20 protein-coding genes are annotated in these 19,268 nt (G+C 75.2%); 15 read left to right on the top strand and 5 right to left on the bottom strand.

Features of this window, described 5'->3' with window-relative positions:
* The first annotated feature begins 81 nt into the window (after window positions 1-81).
* The gene (locus ACVW07_RS00955) at window positions 82-1,401 is read left to right on the top strand and encodes a serine/threonine-protein kinase (protein ID WP_456817426.1); all 1,320 of its coding nucleotides are present in this window, start codon (window positions 82-84) and stop codon (window positions 1,399-1,401) included.
* Complete coding sequence (locus ACVW07_RS00950; RefSeq protein WP_456817425.1) at window positions 1,398-1,904, top strand: hypothetical protein; 507 nt, start codon at window positions 1,398-1,400, stop codon at window positions 1,902-1,904. Before ACVW07_RS00955 ends, ACVW07_RS00950 begins: the two co-directional genes overlap by 4 nt.
* Before the next feature lie 49 nt (window positions 1,905-1,953).
* Here the strand turns inward: ACVW07_RS00950 and ACVW07_RS00945 are convergent, their stop codons facing one another.
* Both ACVW07_RS00945 and ACVW07_RS00940 read right to left on the bottom strand, forming a co-directional pair.
* Window positions 1,954-2,151 (bottom strand): chemotaxis protein CheW, encoded by a 198-nt coding sequence (locus ACVW07_RS00945; RefSeq protein ID WP_456817424.1) that lies wholly within the window; start codon window positions 2,149-2,151, stop codon window positions 1,954-1,956.
* 88 nt (window positions 2,152-2,239) lie between these two features.
* The gene (locus tag ACVW07_RS00940; protein WP_456817423.1) at window positions 2,240-2,788 is read right to left on the bottom strand and encodes a potassium channel family protein; all 549 of its coding nucleotides are present in this window, start codon (window positions 2,786-2,788) and stop codon (window positions 2,240-2,242) included.
* 244 nt (window positions 2,789-3,032) lie between these two features.
* Here ACVW07_RS00940 and ACVW07_RS00935 point away from each other — a divergent pair, with 244 nt between their 5' ends.
* The 4 genes from ACVW07_RS00935 to ACVW07_RS00920 all read left to right on the top strand — a co-directional run bounded on the left by ACVW07_RS00935 (window position 3,033) and on the right by ACVW07_RS00920 (window position 5,447).
* Window positions 3,033-3,821 (top strand): hypothetical protein, encoded by a 789-nt coding sequence (locus ACVW07_RS00935; RefSeq protein ID WP_456817422.1) that lies wholly within the window; start codon window positions 3,033-3,035, stop codon window positions 3,819-3,821.
* Window positions 3,818-4,648: a bestrophin-like domain gene (locus ACVW07_RS00930; RefSeq protein ID WP_456817421.1), complete on the top strand. Its 831-nt coding sequence runs from the start codon at window positions 3,818-3,820 to the stop codon at window positions 4,646-4,648. Before ACVW07_RS00935 ends, ACVW07_RS00930 begins: the two co-directional genes overlap by 4 nt.
* Window positions 4,649-4,803: 155 nt before the next feature.
* Entirely contained in the window at window positions 4,804-5,244 is a 441-nt protein-coding gene (locus tag ACVW07_RS00925; protein ID WP_456817420.1) for a hypothetical protein, read from the top strand.
* A 53-nt stretch (window positions 5,245-5,297) separates the two neighbouring features.
* Window positions 5,298-5,447 carry a hypothetical protein gene (locus ACVW07_RS00920; RefSeq protein ID WP_456817419.1) on the top strand — a complete coding sequence of 50 codons (150 nt, stop codon included), beginning with the start codon at window positions 5,298-5,300 and terminating at the stop codon, window positions 5,445-5,447.
* A 345-nt stretch (window positions 5,448-5,792) separates the two neighbouring features.
* Here ACVW07_RS00920 and ACVW07_RS00915 read toward each other — a convergent pair whose 3' ends face one another.
* Window positions 5,793-6,278, bottom strand: a complete 486-nt coding sequence (locus ACVW07_RS00915; RefSeq protein WP_456817418.1) for an Hsp20/alpha crystallin family protein — start codon at window positions 6,276-6,278, stop codon at window positions 5,793-5,795.
* A 298-nt stretch (window positions 6,279-6,576) separates the two neighbouring features.
* Between ACVW07_RS00915 and ACVW07_RS00910 the strand changes: the two genes are divergently transcribed.
* Window positions 6,577-7,320 carry an MBL fold metallo-hydrolase gene (locus ACVW07_RS00910; RefSeq protein ID WP_456817417.1) on the top strand — a complete coding sequence of 248 codons (744 nt, stop codon included), beginning with the start codon at window positions 6,577-6,579 and terminating at the stop codon, window positions 7,318-7,320.
* Window positions 7,321-7,473: 153 nt separating this feature from the next.
* On the opposite strand, the gene ACVW07_RS00905 is transcribed toward ACVW07_RS00910, so the two are convergent.
* Window positions 7,474-7,701 (bottom strand): CDGSH iron-sulfur domain-containing protein, encoded by a 228-nt coding sequence (locus ACVW07_RS00905; RefSeq protein ID WP_456817416.1) that lies wholly within the window; start codon window positions 7,699-7,701, stop codon window positions 7,474-7,476.
* Complete coding sequence (locus tag ACVW07_RS00900) at window positions 7,698-8,708, bottom strand: iron-containing redox enzyme family protein (RefSeq protein WP_456817415.1); 1,011 nt, start codon at window positions 8,706-8,708, stop codon at window positions 7,698-7,700. Before ACVW07_RS00900 ends, ACVW07_RS00905 begins: the two co-directional genes overlap by 4 nt.
* Before the next feature lie 244 nt (window positions 8,709-8,952).
* Between ACVW07_RS00900 and ACVW07_RS00895 the strand changes: the two genes are divergently transcribed.
* Genes ACVW07_RS00895 through ACVW07_RS00860 form a run of 8 tightly spaced genes read left to right on the top strand, consistent with a single transcriptional unit; the run spans window position 8,953 to window position 19,175 of the window.
* Window positions 8,953-10,602, top strand: coding sequence for a carbamoyltransferase family protein (locus ACVW07_RS00895; RefSeq protein WP_456817414.1), 1,650 nt, complete (start codon window positions 8,953-8,955; stop codon window positions 10,600-10,602).
* Complete coding sequence (locus ACVW07_RS00890) at window positions 10,599-12,176, top strand: HAD-IIIA family hydrolase (RefSeq protein WP_456817413.1); 1,578 nt, start codon at window positions 10,599-10,601, stop codon at window positions 12,174-12,176. Before ACVW07_RS00895 ends, ACVW07_RS00890 begins: the two co-directional genes overlap by 4 nt.
* Complete coding sequence (locus ACVW07_RS00885) at window positions 12,173-13,225, top strand: glycosyltransferase family 9 protein (protein WP_456817412.1); 1,053 nt, start codon at window positions 12,173-12,175, stop codon at window positions 13,223-13,225. The genes ACVW07_RS00890 and ACVW07_RS00885 overlap by 4 nt, the downstream gene beginning before the upstream one ends.
* Window positions 13,222-14,181, top strand: a complete 960-nt coding sequence (locus tag ACVW07_RS00880) for a glycosyltransferase family 4 protein (protein WP_456817411.1) — start codon at window positions 13,222-13,224, stop codon at window positions 14,179-14,181. The genes ACVW07_RS00885 and ACVW07_RS00880 overlap by 4 nt, the downstream gene beginning before the upstream one ends.
* A complete protein-coding gene (locus tag ACVW07_RS00875; RefSeq protein WP_456817410.1) occupies window positions 14,178-15,404 on the top strand; it encodes a glycosyltransferase in 1,227 nt (408 codons plus the stop codon). The genes ACVW07_RS00880 and ACVW07_RS00875 overlap by 4 nt, the downstream gene beginning before the upstream one ends.
* The gene (locus ACVW07_RS00870) at window positions 15,401-17,482 is read left to right on the top strand and encodes a PfkB family carbohydrate kinase (protein WP_456817409.1); all 2,082 of its coding nucleotides are present in this window, start codon (window positions 15,401-15,403) and stop codon (window positions 17,480-17,482) included. Before ACVW07_RS00875 ends, ACVW07_RS00870 begins: the two co-directional genes overlap by 4 nt.
* Window positions 17,479-18,210, top strand: a complete 732-nt coding sequence (locus ACVW07_RS00865; RefSeq protein WP_456817408.1) for an SDR family oxidoreductase — start codon at window positions 17,479-17,481, stop codon at window positions 18,208-18,210. The genes ACVW07_RS00870 and ACVW07_RS00865 overlap by 4 nt, the downstream gene beginning before the upstream one ends.
* Window positions 18,207-19,175, top strand: a complete 969-nt coding sequence (locus tag ACVW07_RS00860) for a glycosyltransferase family 9 protein (protein ID WP_456817407.1) — start codon at window positions 18,207-18,209, stop codon at window positions 19,173-19,175. Before ACVW07_RS00865 ends, ACVW07_RS00860 begins: the two co-directional genes overlap by 4 nt.
* Window positions 19,176-19,268: the final 93 nt, after the last annotated feature.

Genomic DNA, 19,268 nt, shown 5'->3' with positions numbered 1-19,268 from the left:
GCGGGTGACGTCCGCACCGACGCGTGAGGCCGTCGTCGCGGTCGGCGTGCGGGCCCCTACGGGGCCACCTACCGTCGATGGATGCTGGAGCGACGCAGCGAGCCCGGGACGGGTGCGACGAGCGGCGGCACGGCGGTGCACGAGCAGCAGCGCTCGGGCCTCGACGAGACGCCGTCACTGCACGACGCCGCCGCCTTGTCGGTGCTCGACGAGCGGTACGCCCTCGGGCCCGTCGTCGGCCGGGGCGGGATGTCGACCGTCTTCCGGGCGCACGACCTCGTGCTCGAGCGCGACGTCGCCGTCAAGGTGTTCCCACCCGTCGAGGACGACGACGACCTCTCCCGGCACACGGCTGAGACGCGTGTGCTCGCGGCCCTCAACCACGCGAACCTCGTCACGCTCTTCGACGCCGGATCTGTGCCCGCGACGGGTGGTGGCCGCCAGGCGTACCTGGTGATGGAGCTGGTCGACGGACCGACGCTCGCCGAGCAGCTCGTCGGGGGTCCGCTCAGCACCGACGAGGCGCTCGTCGTCGGCCACCAGCTCGCCGAGGCGCTCGCCGTCGTGCACGACGGACAGGTCGTGCACCGGGACATCAAGCCCGGCAACGTGCTGCTCACCTCGGCCACGTGCCTGGAGGACCTCGACCGCCGGGTGGAACCGGTGGTCAAGCTCGCGGACTTCGGCATCGCCCGCCTGGCCGGTGCGACGCGGCTGACGCAGACCGGCGTCACGGTCGGCACGATGCGCTACCTCAGCCCGGAGCAGGTCACGGGCGGTCCGCTCGGTCCGGCCACCGACATCTACTCGCTGGGGCTCGTGCTCATCGAGTGCCTGACGGGCGTCCCGGCGTTCGGCGGAACCATCGCGGAGTCAGCGGCACTGCGGCTCACGACGGGACCTGCCGTCCCCGACGTGGCCGGCGCCGACGTCGCCGCACTGCTCACCCGGATGACCGCGACGGACCCCGGGGACCGACCGACGGCCGCGCAGGTGGCTGCCGCGACCGCGTCCGCACTCGCCCAGCGTGCGGGCCGCTCCCAGGACGCCCCCGCCGACCACGCCCTCGACCGCCACGTGCCCGACCACCCGGCGACGGTGCCCTACGCGACGCCGATCGACGTCGGGCCCTCTCGCCGGACCACGTCGACCACACCGGTCCGGTCCGTCCCGGCGGACGCACGTCCCCCGGCACGTCGGTGGTCACGTGGGTGGACAGGTCCGTGGAGGCGGCGCCCGGTCGTGGCTGCGGGCGGTGCCGTGCTGCTGGCGGCAGGCGCGCTGGTGGTCGGCCTCCACGTCGCCGGGGTCGACGAGCAGCGGGAGCCGCCCAGCTATCCCCAGGTCGACGGCGACCTCGGGGACGCGCTCAGCTCGCTGCAGCGGAGCGTCGAGCCATGACCCCGGCCCGGACTGGACGCCGGACGCTCACGGCTGCCGTGCTGACCGCAGTGCTCGTCACCGCCGGGTGCGGCGCACGCACCGACCTGGACGCCGACCGGGCGGTCGCGCTGCAGGACGCGGTGCTGGACGTCACGTCCGCGGCTGCCACGGGCCAGTGGGACGCCGCCGAGGCCGCGCTCGCCGACACGCGCGCCCGCCTCGACGAGGGGGTCGACGACGGACAGGTCTCGACCGCGCGCTACCGCGAGATCGACGAGGCGCTCGACCGCGTCACCGGGGCGGTGGCGGCGGCCCGGGCGCAGGCCGAGGCCGCGCAGGCGGCCGCGGCACAGGCCGCTGCCGAGCAGGCGGCCGCAGACCAGGCCGCTGCGGAACAGGCGGCCGCGGCACAGGCCGCTGCGGAACAGGCGGCCACGGACCAGGGTGCGGCACCGCACGGGCCGAAGCCTGCCCCGCCGCCCGCCGACAAGGGACACGGCAAGCACGGGCCCAAGCCGTAGGCACAGTCCGGTCGCGGGTCCGGTCGTGGGTCGGGGCGCCCCGCACGGCTCAGCCGAGAAGCGGCAGCGCCCTCCCGAGCAGTGCGGCGAGCCCGAGGCCGACGGCGGTCCATGCGACCATGCTCGCCCCCACGTAGGCGATGAACCGCGCCCGGCGACCGGGCTCCCACAGCGGTGGGGGCGCCCAGCGGACGGCGCGCACACGTGCGGTGACATCGGTGGGGGCGTGAGTGGTGGCGGCGGACATCGGGCGCTCCTCGTAGGTGCGTGCGGCGGGTGCGTCGGGGTCGCCGACTCCCCCATCGTCTCGCTGCCACCGCACCCGCGGGTGGGATCTAGGGCCCATCCTCGGACGGGGCCGCCGCATCGTTCACGGGAGCCTCGCGGCTCATCCGCTCCCGGCCTCGCTGCACCGCGCCGACGAAGGCACGGATGCCCAGACCGAGGACGAGCAGGTCGAGGATCATCTGGACCGTGACCATGGCCCGAGCGGTCTGGCTGGTCGCGACGATGTCCCCGAACCCGACGGTGGCGAACACCGTGACGGTGAAGTACAGGGCGTCGACGCGGGTCAGCCCGTCGCTGTTGAAGCTGTCGGCCTGCGCCTGCTCGAGCACCACGTATCCCGAGGCGAACAGGAACAGGAACAAGGTGCCCGTGACCGCCAGCGCCTCGATGGCCCGGATCGCGGGAAACGGTGCGTGGACGACGGAGCGGATCTGCAGCGCCCCGACGACACCGAGGGCGACGACGCCGACCGAGAGCGAGATCGGCAGCGGCACCTCGGACAACCTGTCGAGCGGGGAGACCGCGTACACGGCCGTGAGGCCACCGACGAACGCGGACGTGCGGAGCACGACGCCTGTCACCCGGCGGGCTGTCATGGCCCGTCCCAGACCGAGCGGGACCGCAGGCGCTCCCGGGCCGCCCGTCATGGTCGGGCTGCCTTGGTCGTCCCGACACGCATCGCGGTCCTCCGTGGCTCTGGTCGGCTGGGCCCGTCCCGGGACCGACGCTAGGCAGCGACGGGGACCTGCGGCATCACACGTACCGGGTGAGACGGCGGGCTCGTCGGGCCTCGTGACACGAGCGGTTGAGGCGCTCGGGCGCCCTGCCTAGGCTGCGAGCGTGAGCCAGGAGCCGGGCGCGGCGGCGCACCCGGCGAGCGAGCAGCCTGCGGTGCCGCTCGACGCCGCGCTCGGGGCCGAGCGGCGGCTCGTTCCGACCGCCGGTCTCACGGACGGGCCGGACCCGGACGGTCGGCGACACGCGCAGCGTCTCGAGCTGATCGCGACCGTCCTGCTCGCCGCCGCGACCGTCATGACGGCGTGGTCCGCGTTCCAGAGCTCGACGTGGGGCAGTCTCGCGACCAGCTCGTACAGCGCCGCGTCGGCCGACCGGACCCTGTCCAACCGTGCCGCGACGACCGCCGGGCAGCAGACGATCATCGACGTGACCCTGTTCACCGACTGGCTCGCGGCCGTCGACGACGAGCAGGGTCACGTCGCTCTCGCGGGGTACGTGCCCGACCCCGCCCTGTACTCGGGCTTCCTGTACGAGCGGTTCCGTCCCGAGTTCCGCCCGGCCGTGCACGCGTGGCTCACCCTCGAGCCCGGGTCGGACCCGGCGGCGCCGCCGAGCCCGTTCGTGATGGACGAGTACGTCCTCGCGGAGGCCGAGGAGTCGCACCGCCTGGAGCGGTCCGCCGACGTGTCGGCCTCGCGTGCCCAGCGCGCGAGCGAACGCAAGGACGACTACGTGCTGGCGACCGTGATGTGCGCGTCCGTGCTGTTCTTCACCGGAATCGGCACGAAGCTCAGCTCGCGCCGCACGCGCACGACCATGGTCGTGTCCGGGGGCGTCGTCCTGCTCGCGACTGCCGCCGTCCTTCTCGCCTCCCCGGTCCGGTTCGGATGAACGTGCTGCTCGCCGGGCTGCTCACCGTCCTGGTCACCGCCCTGACGGTGACCGCGATGCTGGTGATGCGCAGCCGGTCGCCCGACGGGAGCTGGTTCAGTGACGGCGACCGCGCCTCGGGGGTGTTCGGTGTCCTGGCGACAGGCTTCTCGGTGCTGCTCGGGTTCATCGTCTTCCTCGCCTTCGAGTCGTACGACGAGGCCCGGTCGGGCGCGGCGAGCGAGGCCGAGCTCGTCGACCTCCAGCTCGAGACGGCCCAGCTGATGCCTGCGGAGGTCCGGGCGGAGCTCACCGGCCAGCTCGTGTGCTACGCCCGGTCGGTCGCGGGACCGGAGTGGGAGGCGATGGTGGACGGGACCATCGGGGACGCGGTCAACCCGTGGGGCGTCGCGATGTTCCGGACCTTCGAGGCCACGGACCCCCGCACAGGTACCGAGCAGTCCGCGTACGACCGCTGGGCGGACCAGACGGCCGACCGGGAGCAGGCCAGGGCGGCGCGGGTGCACGGCGCGGAAGGGTTGATCCCGTTCCCCCTGTGGCTCGTCCTCTACGTGGTCGCGGGCCTGATCTTCGTCTACCTGCTGTTCTTCGCCGACCCTCGTGAGCGCGCCGTGACGCAAGGGTTGCTGATGGGCAGCATCACCGTGGTGATCACCCTGCTCATGCTCCTGCTCGGCTTCTTCGACCATCCGCACGGGCACGGCGTCGGCAAGCTCGCGCCGACCGCGATGCAGCGCACGCTGCGCGTGGCCGACGAGGAGGCCGCCGCGGTGGACCTCGGGATCGACCCGCCGTGCGACGAGGACGGCCGGCCCGACCGCGGCTGAGCGCCGCAGATGCGGGTTGTCCGCGAGGCGTGCACCATGGGCGTCGACAGGCCGCCCGCCCGTTCCAGCAGCAGGACGCGGACCGGCCCTGACACGGCACGTGCCGGAGGTGGTCTGTCCACCGACCTCGCTCCCGGTGCGGCGAAGGAGACGCCGTGGTCATCGAGCAGGTCACAGCGGAGCAGCTCCCCGTCGAGCAGGCTCCCCCCGAGCAGTACACGCCCCCCCGGCTCGCCACCGTCCGTCGCGAGCAGCGCACGGTCCCCGCGCTGGGCGGGCACGTGACGGTCCGCGTGGTCGGGTTCGACGAGCGCACCCGCGTGAGATCGCCGGACTGCGACGGACTGGGCCGGCTCACGGTCCGGCTCGAGCGAGACGGCGACGGCTCGGTGGCGGTGCTCGACCACACCGGCGACGAGCTCGGCCGGCTGCCGGACCCCTGGAACCGGACCCTCGAGCGTGAGCTCGTCCGCTGCGAGGTCGACGGCGTCGAAGCCGTCGCCCGCGCCACCTTGACGGGCCCGCGCGACGGGCGTGACCTGTGCGTCCTGCTCGGCTGGCCCGGCAGGCCGGGAGGGGTTCGGCGCACCGCGTGACGCGGCGGCGCCCGTGGGTCGTCGCCGAGAAGGCGAGCGGAAGGAGCGAGAACATGACAGAGCAGGCACCCGACGACGTCCCGGCGCTGCCCGACGCCGATCTGGGTACCAGGGACGCCGACCAGCCGAGCCAGGGAGACAACCAGGACGTGGCGGCCCGGCGGATCTACCCGACCGACCCCACGGGTGCGGACCCAGCCTGAGGGCGCACGGCCCCCCGTCCGACAACACCGGAGGGCACGCGTCAGGGCTCGCGCGAACGGGCTCACGCGTCAGCGCTCACGCGTCCGTGGCTCACGCGTCCGTGGCTCACGTGTGCGGGCTCACGGCAAGGGCGGTGCCGGCCGGCGCCGCCCTCCGGCCGACGACTCGGCACCGCCCGGCCCTCACGCGTGCTGCCCTCCGTCGTCCTCACGCGTGCCGCCCTGCGCGGCGGCGTGGGTGGGGAGGATCGGCTCGACCGCACAGGTCGTCCCTCACCTCGGACCGGCGCTCTCGCGTACTGGCCCACGCTCGCCGCCGCGGCTCAGGCGATCACGGCGCGACGCTCAGGCGTTGACGTCCGCGCCGCTCTGCACGTCCGCGCTGCTGTGCACGTCCGCACTGCTGTGCCCCGACGTGATCTGCGACGCCTCGCTGCCGTGCTGCACCTCGATGCGGCGCGGCTTCGCCTGCTCGGCGACGGGGATGCTCAGCGTGAGCACACCGTCCGCATACGTCGCCGAGATGGTGTCGAGCGCGAGCCCGCGGCCGACGGTGAGCTGCCGCGCGAACGTCCCGGACGGACGCTCCTTGGCGAGCCACTGGACGTCCCGCTCGGCGTTGGCGGTCCGCTGCGCACGGATCGTCAGCGTGCGGTCCTCGACGTTGACGTCGATGGTGCCCGGGTCGGCGCCCGGCAGGTCCACGTGGAGCACGTAGTGGTCCCCTGCCCGATACAGGTCCATCGGCATGGCCGCCGATGCGCGGTCGGCGTTCAGCATCTGGTCGAACAGCCGGTCGATCTCCTGGAACGGGTCGTAACGCGTAGCCATCGCCCCTCACCTCCTCGTCGTCGAGGCACCGGGTCCCCGGGCCTCGGGTGCTGTCCGGCGACCCTCGCCGGAACTGGCTACAGGACATTGATTTAGCACTCTCCGACGCCGAGTGCCAGCCCTCCCGTGGGGTTGTTCGCCGACCGTGAACGTCGTCCTGCCGGTGCGACCGGCTCGACGCGCGGGACGCTCCGAGCGGTTGCACGATGCACGGATGACCCTCCGTGGACCCCGCTCCGATCCGACCGCGTCGGCCTCCTCGCTGTCCCGGCGCACCGCGAGGGCCGGTGAGCGACCGATGGCACTGACCGAGGTCGCCGACCGCGTCTACCGGCTCGCGCACGCCTACGTGAGCTGCTACCTCGTGGAGGACGACGGCGAGCTCCTCGTCGTGGACGCGGGACTGCCGAACACGTGGCCGCTGCTCGCCCAGGCCCTGCGCCAGCTGCGCCGCAGACCGCAGGACATCCGTGCCGTCGCCCTGACCCACGCGCACTTCGACCACACCGGGTTCGCCGCCCGGGCGCGGGCGGAGCTGGGCGTGCGGGTGTGGGCACACGAGGGCGACTTCTTCATCGCGGCACACCCCTACCGCTACGCGCACGAGAACCCCCGGGCGCTGTATCCCGTCCGACACCCTGCGGCGCTGCGCATCCTCGCCTCGATGACCCGGGCCGGGGCGTGGCGGGTGCCCGGCGTGCAGGACCTCGTGCCCTACCCCCCCGACGGCGTCCTGCCGTTGCCCGGCTCGCCTCGGCTCGTGCCGACACCCGGTCACACAGCGGGCCACTGCGCGCTGCACCTGCCGGACCGGGACGCGGTCCTCAGCGGCGACGCGCTGGTGACGCTCGACCCGTACACCGCGCAGACCGGCCCGCAGATCGTCGCCGGCGCGGCGACGGCCGACAGCGCACAGGCGCTCGCGTCCCTCGACGCCCTGGCCGCCACCGGAGCGGCTGTGGTGCTGCCCGGGCACGGCGAGCCCTGGACCGACGGGGTCGTCGCCGCGGTGCGCGCCGCACGGGAGCGGGGCGCGCACTGACCGCACCACACCCACCGCGTCCGCCGGACGGGCCGCGCCCGGCGGACGGACCGCGCCCGGCCGCTGGGGCCCCACCGAACACGGGTTCACCTGCCCGCCGCCGCGACGGGACCTCGTCCGGTCGGAGCTCAAACCGGTCCGACGGGACGTCGTTCAGTCCGATCTGAAGCCGATCGCCTTGTGCGTGCCGTCGCAGTAGGGCTTGATCGCCGAGGCACCGCAACGGCAGAGCGCCACGGTGGCGCGCCGCCGCGGGACCGGCACACCGTCGGGGTCGACGATCGACACGTCACCACGGACCAGGATGGGACCGTCGGGGCAGGCCACGACGACCGCCTGGTCCCGTGGGCGCGGCGGGCGCGGCTCAGGTCCGGCGCTCATCCCAGCCTCAGCGACGTCGCGCCGAACTCCCACGCCGACAGGAGGTGGCGCCCCACCAGGTCGTCCATGAACAGGCAGACCGAGGCGCCGAAGACGATGTCGTCGAGCAGCTCCGGCTCCTGCTCGGCGAGGGCGCCCGCCAGGTCCCGTCCGGCGATCTGCTCGTGCACCGCGTCCGCCTCGACGTGCTCGTCGAAGTACCAGGTGGTGCTCTCGTCGTAGCCGTGCCGACGGAAGCCGTCGCCGTAGAGGCGATTGGGCAACGACGACGTCATCTCGAACGCCGCGAGGTGTCCTGCCACGGCGCCCCGACGGCTGCGGTGCAGGCCGAACAGCGACATGACGTTCACGAGGGCCAGCGTCACGGCAGGCACCTGCTCCACGTACGCGCCGTACTCGGCGTCCAGGCCCGCTCCGCGCATCGTCCGGGCGAACAGCTCACAGTGCATCCGGTCCGGCGCTCCCCCGCCGTACTCGTCCGCCTGGATCTCGACGAGCGCGGCCTTCGGCTGCCCGGTCAGGCGCGGGATCGCCCACGTGTGCGGGTCCGCCTCCTTGAGCTGGTACAGCGATCGGTGCATCAGGAGCTCGTGCAGCTGGTCGAGCGTCGCCCGCCGCGCCACGAAGCGGGCGACGCTCGGACCCGGTGCGGGCGCGGTCATCGCGAACAGGGCCTGCGCGACCGCGGCGCGCTCGGGCGCGATGTCGCGACGCAGCTCGACCCGGCTCCGCAGCGTCTCCTCGAGCGCCCGCTCGAGGACCGTGCGCGCACGGAGCAGGTCGGGGTGCCACTCCCACTCGTCGTCCACGCCGTCGAAGCCTCGGTAGAACAGCTCGTACAGGACGTACAGCGCGAGCTGCACGTCCTCGTCGACGAGCACGTCGGACGCCTCGTCGACGGCCGCGCGGGCCAACGCCGCGAGGTGGTCGGCGCGATCGGTCGAACCGCCGGTCAGGACCTCGGTCACCGACCGGCTGAGCACTCCTCGCGGGCGGGGCAGCTTCACGACACCTCCGGGTCATCACGTCCGCGCCCTGACACCGGAGCGCGCTTTCGTCGGCCCAGCGTCACACGGTGCACGGCCGCCGCAACCGGTGCGGCGACCTGGGGTTCTGGGAGAAGCGGTTCGAAGTGCGGCTCTCGGAGAAGTGCTCCACAGTGAACCGGACGGAGGGCCCGCAACCCTCCCAGCAGCACTCTCGTGTCGAGACCACGCACGACCGCGGACCACCAGGAGAGGTCTGCCGCCCATGCGCGTGCTCGGTGTCAACGCGATCTACCACGACCCCTCCGCGGCACTCGTCGTCGACGGCCGGGTGGTCGCCGCGGCGGAGGAGGAGCGGTTCAGCCGCCGCAAGCACGGCAAGCGACCAGTGCCCTTTGCGGCGTGGGAGCTGCCCGAGCAGTCGATGCGGTGGTGCCTCGCGGAGGCCGGCGTGCGACCGCAGGACCTCGACGCGGTGGCGTACGGCTGGGACCCCGCGCTCGCGAAGAACGCCGAGGACCTGGGGCTCGACGACCCGTGGGACCACCTGCGCACCAGCTACGCCGAGCGCTTCGGCGGCTTCCTCACGACAGCCCTGCCCGGAGTGGACCCCTCGGTGGTGCGCTATGTACCGCACCACGTGGCGCACGCCGCCTCCGCCGCGCTCGCGTCACCGTTCGAGACGAGCAGCGTCCTCGTCCTCGACGGCCGTGGGGAGCGTGCGTCGCACCTGGCCGGCCGCTACACCGGCGGGCGGCTGGAGATCCTCGCCACGCAGGAGCTGCCGCACTCCTTGGGCCTCCTGTACGAGTCGCTGACCGAGCACCTCGGCTTCCTGCGGTCCAGCGACGAGTACAAGGTGATGGCCCTCGCCTCCTACGGCACACCGCGCTACCTGGACGACCTGCGGGACCTCGTCTACGCGACGGACGACGGCGGGTTCGTGGCGGAGGTTCCCGACTGGACCAGGTGGGCGCCACGCAGGGTCGACGACGGCACCTGGGGCGGCGAGCACGCCGACCTGGCGTGCTCCGTGCAGGCGCGGCTCGAGGAGGTCCTCGTCGACCTGGCGCGCTGGCTGCAGGACCGGACCGGGGACCGGGTGCTGACCATGGCCGGCGGCATCGCCCTGAACTGCGTGGCGAACTCCAGGATCTGGCGCGACAGCGGTTTCGAGGAGATGTGGGTGCAGCCGGCCTCGGGTGACGCCGGGACCGCGCTGGGAGCGGCGATGCAGGTGGCCGCCGACCTGGGCGACGCCCTCGAGCCGATCCCCGGTGCCGACCTCGGCCGGGCCTGGTCCGACGACGACCTCGCCGCCTGGCTGCGGGCCGCGGCAGTACCCTTCCGCACGCCCGCGGACCTCGCGGGCGAGGTGGCCGACGTGCTGGCCGCCAACGGCGTCGTGGGGTGGTTCGACGGTCGCAGCGAGTTCGGACCCCGCGCGCTGGGGCACCGCTCCCTCCTCGCGCATCCCGGCTTCGCCGAGAACCTCGAACGCCTCAACGACGTCAAGGGGCGCGAGCAGTTCCGGCCGGTGGCGCCGATGGTCCTGCTCGACCACGCCCACGAGATCTTCTCGGGCGGGCCGCTGCCCAGCCCCTACATGCTCTTCGTGCATCACGTGGCGTCCGCCTGGCGCGACCGCATCCCCGCCGCCGTGCACGTCGACGGCACCGCACGGATCCAGACCGTCGACCCGTCCTCGCAGCCACGGCTGGGCGCGACGATCGAGGCCTTCCGCGAGCGCACGGGCCTGCCGGTCGTCATCAACACGAGTCTCAACACGGCCGGCCGGCCCATGGTCGACGACCCGCGGGACGCCCTGGAGCTGTTCGGCTCCGCGCCCGTCGACCTCCTGGTGCTGGGTCCGCACCTCGTGCGGCGGGCCGAGATGTTCAGGACGGACGGGTGAGCGTCGTGGACGCACGCCGCGGGACCGGTGCACCGGTGCCCTCCTGGTCGGTGGTCGTGCCGACGGTCGGCCGACCCTGCCTGGACCGGATGCTGCGCAGCCTCGCCGGGCAGGACTGGGAGACCGCCGGCACGGCGCCTGCCGGCGTCGTCGTGTGCGACGACCGCCCCTCCGGTGGCCCGGCGCTCACGCTGCCGCCGCTGCCGTGGCCGTGCAGCGTCGTGCGCACGGGCGGCCGGGGACCCGCGGCGGCCCGCAACGCCGGCTGGCGCACCGCCCGGGAGACCTGGGTCGAGTTCCTCGACGACGACGTGGTGCTCCCCGCGGGCTGGGCGCAGGCGTTCGCCGCCGACCTGCGCGCGGTGGACGACGACGTGGCGGCCACCCAGGGGCGGCTGCACGTGCCGCTCCCCCCGGACCGGCGTCCCACCGACTGGGAGCGCAGCACCGCCGGCCTCGAGCACGCGCGCTGGGCGACCGCGGACATGGCGTTCCGCCGGTTCGCGCTGGAACGGGTCGACGGCTTCGACGAACGGTTCCCCCGCGCCTACCGTGAGGACGCCGACCTCGCCCTGCGGCTCCGCCGGGCGGGATGGCGCCTGGAGCAGGGCGCACGCACGACCCACCACCCGGTGCGCCCGGCGGACGACGCCGTGAGCGTCCGGGTGCAGGCCGGCGCAGCCGATGACGCGCTCATGCGGGCGCTGCACGGCGCGGCGTGGCGCGCGGCGGCCCAGACCGGCCGCGGCAGGTTTCCCTGGCATGTCGTCACGGTGGCCTCGGCGCTCGTCGGTCTCCTCGCCGCCGCCGCGCACCGGCGCCGGACGGCGACGTTCGCGCTCGGTGCGTGGGCGGGGCTGACCGCCGACTTCGCCTGGCGGCGGCTGTCGCCCGGGCCCCGTCCGGGCGACCCCGGTGCCCCCGCCGAGTGGCGGCGCATGGCCTGGACCAGTGTGGTCATCCCGTTCGCGGCCGTCCTTCACCGGCTGCGCGGGACGGTCGCCCACGGGGTCCGTGCCGAACCGTGGCGGCCGCCGGCCCGGGCGGTGCTCTTCGACCGCGACGGCACGCTGGTGCACGACGTGCCGTACAACGGCGACCCCGACCGGGTGCGGACCGTGCTCGGCGCGCAGGAGGCGCTGGACGCCGTGCGCGGGACGCACCGCGCGGTGGGTCTCGTGTCGAACCAGTCGGGTGTCGCGCGCGGGCTGCTCAGCCGGGCGCAGGTCGACGCGGTGAACGACCGGGTCGCCGAGCTGCTCGGGCCGTTCGACACCGTCCAGGTGTGCGTGCACGGGCCCGACTCGTCGTGCGGGTGCCGCAAGCCTGCCGCCGGCCTGGTGCTGCAGGCCGCGCGCGAGCTCGGGTTGCAGCCGTGGCAGTGCGCGGTGGTCGGCGATATCGGAGCCGACGTCGACGCGGCCGTCGCCGCCGGGGCACGGGCGGTCCTCGTGCCGAACGCTCGGACCCGCCCCGAGGAGATCCACCGCGCAGAGGCCGTCGCGACCGACGTCCGCGAGGCCGTCTCCCTGTTGCTGCCTCCCTCGCGCCCGGCCCGGGCGGAGGCACCATGACGCGCGTCCTGGCGGTACGGCTGGACTCCGACGGCGACGTGCTCGTCACGGGGCCGGCGATCCGCGCCCTCGGGGCGCTGGGGCGGGTGGACGTGCTCGCGTCGCCCGCAGGGCAGGCCGCCGCGCGGCTCCTGCCGGGCGTGGCGGACGTGCTCGTGTTCGACCCGCCGTGGGACGGTCTGTCTCCCGCCGCCGTCGACCCGGAGGCGGTGCACGGCCTGGTCGCCCGGCTGGGGGGGAAGCAGTACGACCGGGCAGTCGTGTTCACCTCCTTCCACCAGAGCCCCCTGCCGGCGGCGTTGCTGCTCCGGCTCGCCGGGGTCGCGTTCGTCGCCGGGACCAGCGAGGACTACCCGGGCACGCTGCTGGACGTCAGGCACCGGCGACCTCAGGGCCTGCACGAGGTCGAGGCCGCGCTCGACCTCGCCCGGGCCGCCGGCGGGGCCCTCGCCGCCGGGGACCCCGGGCTGCCCCGGGTGCGGCGTCCTCTGCCCGACGTCACGCACCTGGTGCCCGCCCAGCCGTACGTCGTGGTGCACCCCTCCGCGGCGGTGCCCGCCCGCGCCCCGGCCCCGGACCAGGCCCGAGCGCTGGTGACGGCGCTCGTCGGAGCAGGCTGGGCGGTCGTCGTGACGGGTGGCCCCTCCGACCGCACGCTCACCGCACACGTCGCCCGCGGCGCGCCGGCGGCCCTCGACCTGGGAGGCCGCACCACGCTCGCGCAGCTGGCGGGGGTCCTGGCGGGCGCCGCGGCCGTGGTCGTCGGCAACACCGGGCCCGCCCATCTCGCGTCGGCCGTGGGGACACCCGTCGTGTCCCTGTTCTCCCCCGTGGTGCCCGCGGGGCGCTGGGCCCCGTTCGGCGTTCCGACGGTCCTGCTCGGCGACCAGCACGCCGCGTGCGCGGGCAGCCGGGCGAGGACCTGTCCTGTCGCGGGGCACCCGTGCCTCACGTCGGTCGGTGCGCGGGACGTGGTCCTGGCCGTCGACTCCCTGGCCGGCGCACCGCAGCGACCGGCCGGCATGCCGCAGCGGGAGGTGTCCGCATGAAGGTGCTGGTGTGGCACGTGCACGGCTCGTGGATGACGTCGTTCGTCCAGGGGTGCGACGACTACGTCATCCCTGTCGACGACGCACGCTCCCCCGACGGCCGCGGCCGTGCGCGCACCTGGGACTGGCCGTCGTCCGCCCGCGAGGTGGCCCCGCGCGACCTGCGCCATGAGGAGCTCGACGTCGTGGTGCTGCAACGGCTCCGGGACCTGGAGCTCGTGGAGCGGTGGACGGGCCGGCGGCCCGGTGTCGACGTGCCGGCGGTGTACGTCGAGCACAACACGCCGGCGGGCCCCGCCGCCGCCACCCGCCACCCGCTGGCCGACCGTTCCGACGTGGTCCTCGCCCACGTCACCGCGTTCAACGCGGCCATGTGGGACAACGGGCGCGCCCCGACGGTCGTCATCGAGCACGGCATCCCCGACCCCGGCCACCGGTACACCGGTGAGCGCGCCGCCGTCGCCGCGGCCGTGAACGAGCCCGTCCGCCGGTGGCGCGTCGCCGGCACCGACGTGCTGCTCGACGTCGCCGCCCAGGTCCCGGTGGAGGTGTACGGCATGGGCATGGGCGCCCTCGCGGAACGTGCCCCGCAGCTCGCCCCGCACCTGCACGCCGACCTCCCGCAGGCCGCGCTGCACGACGTGCTGGCCGGGTGTCGCGCCTATCTGCACCCGTTCCGCTGGACGAGCCTCGGCCTCGCCCTGGTGGAGGCGATGACGCTCGGCCTGCCCGTCCTCGCGTTCGCGGGGACAGCGGCCCCGGAGGCGGTCCCGCCGGACGCCGGGGTGGTGAGCGCCCGGCCCGAACGCCTCGTCGAGGCCGCCCGCCGGTGGCTGCACGACCCCGACGAGGCTCGCGAGCGCGGGTACGCCGCCCGCGAGCACGCGCTCCGGCACTTCGGACTGGAGCGGTTCCTGTCCGACTGGCAGTCCCTGCTCAAGGAGGTGGCCCGATGAGGATCGCGATGGTGTCCGAGCATGCGAGCCCGCTCGCGACGCTCGGTGGCGTGGACGCCGGCGGCCAGAACGTGCACGTGGCGGCCCTCGCCTCAGCCCTCGCCCGGGCCGGGCACCAGGTGGACGTCTACACCCGGCGGGACGACCCCGGCCTGCCCGACCGGGTGCAGCTGGTCCCCGGGGTGGACGTGCTGCACCTGGACGCCGGGCCACCGCGCCCGGTGCCCAAGGACGACCTGCTGCCGTACATCCCCGAGCTCGGTGAGCGGCTGGCTGCCGCGTGGGCCGCTCACGGGACGCCGGACGTGGCGCACGCCCACTTCTGGATGTCAGGGCTCGCCGCGCTCGCCGCGGCGGAGACGACCGGTGTTCCCGTGGCGCAGACGTTCCACGCGCTCGGCACGGTCAAGCGCCGCCACCAGGGCGACAAGGACACCAGCCCCCTGGGCCGCGTCGCCGCCGAGGCGTCCGTGGCCCGACGGGCCGACGTGGTGGTCGCGACGTGCACCGACGAGGTGGCCGAGCTGGCCCGGATGGGCGTCCCCCCCGCGCACGTCCGTGTGGTGCCGTGCGGCGTGGACGTCGACCACTTCCGGCCCGACGGCCCGCGGGACGAGGAGCGGGCGCCTCGACGTGCCCGTTTCCGGCTGCTCTGCATCGGGCGGCTCGTCGAGCGCAAGGACGTGGAAGCCACCGTGCGGGCGCTCGCGGCCCTGCCGGACACCGAGCTGGTGGTGGCGGGCGGGCCGGCGGAGGAGGACCTGGCGCACGACGCGGAGGCGGCGCGGCTGCTCGACGTCGCCGCGGCCCTGGGCGTGCAGGACCGCGTCCACCTCGTCGGCCGCGTGGATCACGGCGACCTGCCGGCGCTCGTCCGGACCGCCGATCTGGTGGTGGCGACACCCTGGTACGAGCCGTTCGGCATCGTCCCGCTCGAGGCCGCCGCGTGCGGGGTGCCCGTCGTCGGGTCGGCGGTCGGCGGCCTGCTCGACACCGTCCGGGACGGCGTCACAGGGCTGCTGGTCCCGCCCCGCGACGTGGCCGCTCTCACGCGGGCCGTCCGGGCGTTGCTCGACGCCCCCTCGACGCGTGCGTCGTACGGGGCCGCGGCCCGCGGCCGCGCGGTCCTCCTGTACGGGTGGGACCGCGTCGCGGCACGGACCGAGCTCGTCTACCACACCCTCGTGCGCCGCTCCGCGCTGAGGGAGGTGGCAGCGGGATGAGCGGGCAGGACTGGGTGAGCGACCACCTCGACGAGCTGTCGGCCGCGCTCGACGCCGTGCGGGAGCAGGCGACGACGGTCGACGAGTGGGGCCGTCTCCTCGCGGGACGGCTCGCGGCCGGTGGACGGGTGCTCGCCGCCGGGAACGGGGGCAGCGCCGCCGAGGCGCAGCACCTCACGGCCGAGCTCGTCGGCAGGTTCGTGGCCGAGCGCCGGCCGTACTCGGCGATCGCCCTGTGCGCGGAGACCTCCAGCCTCACCGCGATCACCAACGACTACGGCGCCGACGAGATGTTCGCGCGGCAGGTGGAGGCGCACGGCCGCGCGGGCGACGTGCTCCTGCTGCTGTCGACCTCCGGTCGCAGCCCGAACGTGGTACGCGCCGCCGAACGCGGCCGGAGCCTCGGGATGCGGGTCTGGGCCCTCACCGGCCGTGGCCCGAACCCGCTCGCCGCCGCGTCCGACGACGCCCTGTGCGTCCCGGCCGCGTCGACGGCGGCCGTGCAGGCCGCGCACCTCGTGCTCGTGCACGCCCTGTGCGCCGCCGTCGACGCCCATCTGCCCGCGGCTGCCGGCGCCGCCGACGCCGCCGACACCGCGGCACCCGTCGTCGGCGTACCGGCCGGGCACGACACCCGGCCGCACGTCGTCGTGGTCGGGGACCTGCTGCTGGACCGAGACGTCGACGGCCACAGCGAACGGCTCTGCCCCGACGCGCCTGCCCCGGTGCTCGACGTGACGGCGACCTCCGAGTCGCCCGGCGGGGCAGGTCTCGCCGCCCTGCTCTGCGCCGCTGACGGTGCCCGCGTGACGCTCGTGGCACCGGTCGCCGACGACGCGAGCGGCCGGCTGCTCACGGACGCCCTACGGTCCCGGGTCGACGTGGTCGGGCTCGGCCACGACGGACCCACGCGACGCAAGGTCCGGGTGCGGTGCGAGGGCCGGTCGCTGGTGCGGATCGACGACGGTGGTCCCGGCACCCCCACGGACGTCCCCGACGACGCCGTGCGGGAGCTCCTGGCGTCGGCCGACGCCGTCCTCGTGGCCGACTACGGCGCGGGCACCACGCGGGACGAGCGGCTCCGGACGATGCTCGCCGCCGCCGCCCGGCGGTGCCCCGTGGTGTGGGACCCCCACCCGCGGGGTGGACGCCCCGTGGAGGGTGCAGCCCTCGTGACCCCGAACCTCGGTGAGGCGCGCGGGGCCGCCCGGGAGACGGACGGTGACCCGGGACGGGCGCCGGACGCGCTCGCGCAGCACCTGCGCGCCGCCTGGAAGGCCCGGGCGCTCGCCGTCACGGCCGGTGCGCGTGGCGCGTTCGTCGCGACGACCGCGGACGAGGCGGTCTTCGTCCCCGCCGCTGCGGTCGCCGGCGGCGACACCTGTGGTGCGGGCGACAGCTTCGCCGCGGCCGCCACGGTCGCGCTGTCCCGGGGCGCCCTGGTGTCGGCGGCGGTCGAGATTGCCGTCGCACGGGCGTCGGCGTGGGTGGCGGCCGGAGGCGCCGAGGGTTTCCGTGCGCAGGCCGGGCGCGGGGGCGGGCACGGCCTGTCGCCGACGGCCCCGGCTCGTGACGCACCGGCGCTCACCACGCCCGGCACCGACGACGTGGCAGCCCTCGGGGCCCGTCTGCGCGTCGGTGGCCGGACGCTCGTCGCGACGGGTGGCTGCTTCGACATCGTCCATGCCGGCCACGTCGCGACCCTCCAGGCGGCGCGCCGGCTCGGTGACGCCCTGGTGGTCGTCATGAACTCCGACGCGTCCGTGCGACGCCTCAAGGGCCCGGGCCGGCCGGTGGTCGCCGCCACCGACCGCGCCCGCGTCCTCGAGGCGCTCGACTGCGTCGACGCCGTGGTGGTGTTCGACGAGGACGATCCCCGCAGGGTGCTCGCGGCCCTCGCGCCGGACGTGTGGGCCAAGGGCGGCGACTACGGCGGTCGACCGCTGCCGGAGACCGACGTGGTCCGCGCAGGCGGTGGCCGTGTCGTGCTCCTCCCCTATCTGGACGGCCGGTCCACGTCGTCCATCATCGAGCGGACGGGCAGCGCCCGGACGCCAGTCCCGCAGGAGGTCCCATGACCGACACCCTCGTCCGCCCCGGCTCGTCGGGCGTCCCCGGCCCCCGAGCGCTCGGCACGGTCTTCGTGACCGGTGGTGCGAGCGGCCTCGGCGCGGCGGTCGTCGCGGCCGTCGCCGCCGCGGGCGGCACCCCCGCCGTGCTCGACCGGGCGGCGCCCGCGGACGACGTCGCGCACGCACAGGTCGACCTGTCCGACTCGCACGCGGCCGCGCGGGCGGTCGAGGAGCTCGTGGCGCAGGTCGGGCCACCGAGCGGGCTGGTCACCGCGGCGGGGATCGACTCGTGCGGACCTCTCGCGGACGTCGACGTGGAGTCGTGGGAGCGCGTGGTCCGCGTCAACCTCTTCGGGACCGTGGCCGTCGTGCGGGCGTGCCTGCCGTACCTGGAGCAGACCCGCGGCACGATCGTCACGGTCGCCTCGACGCTCGCGCTGCGTGGTGTGAGCGACGCGACGGCCTACTGCGCGTCGAAGTTCGCCGTCCGCGGGTTCACCCATGCCCTTGCTGCCGAGCTCGCCGGTCGCGTCGGCGTCACGCTGCTGGTGCCCGGCGGCATGAGCACCCCGTTCTTCGACGGTCGCACCGAGCAGTACCGGCCCGGCCCGGACGCCCAGCTCAACGACCCCGCCCACACGGCCGGCGCCGTGCTGACCGCGCTGACCCAACCGGTCGGCAGCGAGATCCGCGAGATGCTCGTGATGGCGTCCGGGGAGTCGTCCTGGCCGTGAGCGCGCAGCAAGCCGGGGACGTGCTCGTGCTCAGGGCGCTCGGACTCGGCGACGCCCTGACCGGGGTGCCGGCGCTGCGCGGTGTACGCCGCGCGTGGCCCGACCGGCGGCTGGTCCTGGCCGCACCCGCACGGCTCGGGTCATGGCTGCGCGACCTGGGTCTCGTCGACGCCGTCGCGGCGACCGCCGGGCTGGGCACGCCCGTCCCGTGGGCGGGCGGCGGCCACGTGGCCGTCAACCTCCACGGTCGAGGGCCGCAGAGCAACGCCCGTCTGCGCGCCACGGGGCCGCAGCGGCTCGTGACGTTCGCGACGCCTGGGCACGATGACGGACCACCATGGCGGGACGACGAGCACGAGGTGGACCGTTGGTGCCGGCTCGTCCGCTGGGCAGGCGGACCGTGCGGGCGCGAGGACCTCCGGCTCGAGCCACCCGGCGACGACCTGGAGCGGGCCGGGGCACGCCATGAGGTGCTCCTGCACCCGGGGGCGGCGTCGGTGTCGCGCCGCTGGCCGCCCGGCCGGTGGACCGCCGTCGCCCGGCACCTGGTGCGCGCCGGGCGACACGTCACCCTCACCGGTGACGCGCGCGAGGTCGAGCTGTGTGCTCGCGTCGGAGCCGGGCTGCCCGGCGTCACGAGCACGGCGGGGCGGCTGACGCTTCCGGCGCTCGCCGCCCGGGTCGCGGCCGCCGACCTGCTGGTGTGCGGCGACACCGGGGTCGCGCACCTCGCCACGGCGCTGGGCACACCGTCCGTGCTGCTGTTCGGGCCCGTCTCGCCCGACCGGTGGGGACCGGCCGTCGATCCCGAGAGGCACACCGTGCTGTGGCACGGCGACGCCCGTACCTCGGGAGACCCGCACGGTGCGACGACCGACCCGGTGCTGGCCGCGACGACCGTCGCCGAGGTGGTCGCGGCGGTCGAGCGCCAGCTCGACCGCGCGGACCTGCCGACGCCAGGCTGACTGCGGGCGGCCCACCGCGTACTCGCCGACGCCAGGTTGACTGCGGACGGCCGCAGACCGGCGGCCGCAGACCGGCGGCCGGAGGGCGGCGGC

The sequence above is a fragment of the Cellulomonas sp. URHB0016 genome (assembly GCF_054057935.1).
This window is presented reverse-complemented; position numbering and strand designations above follow the sequence as displayed.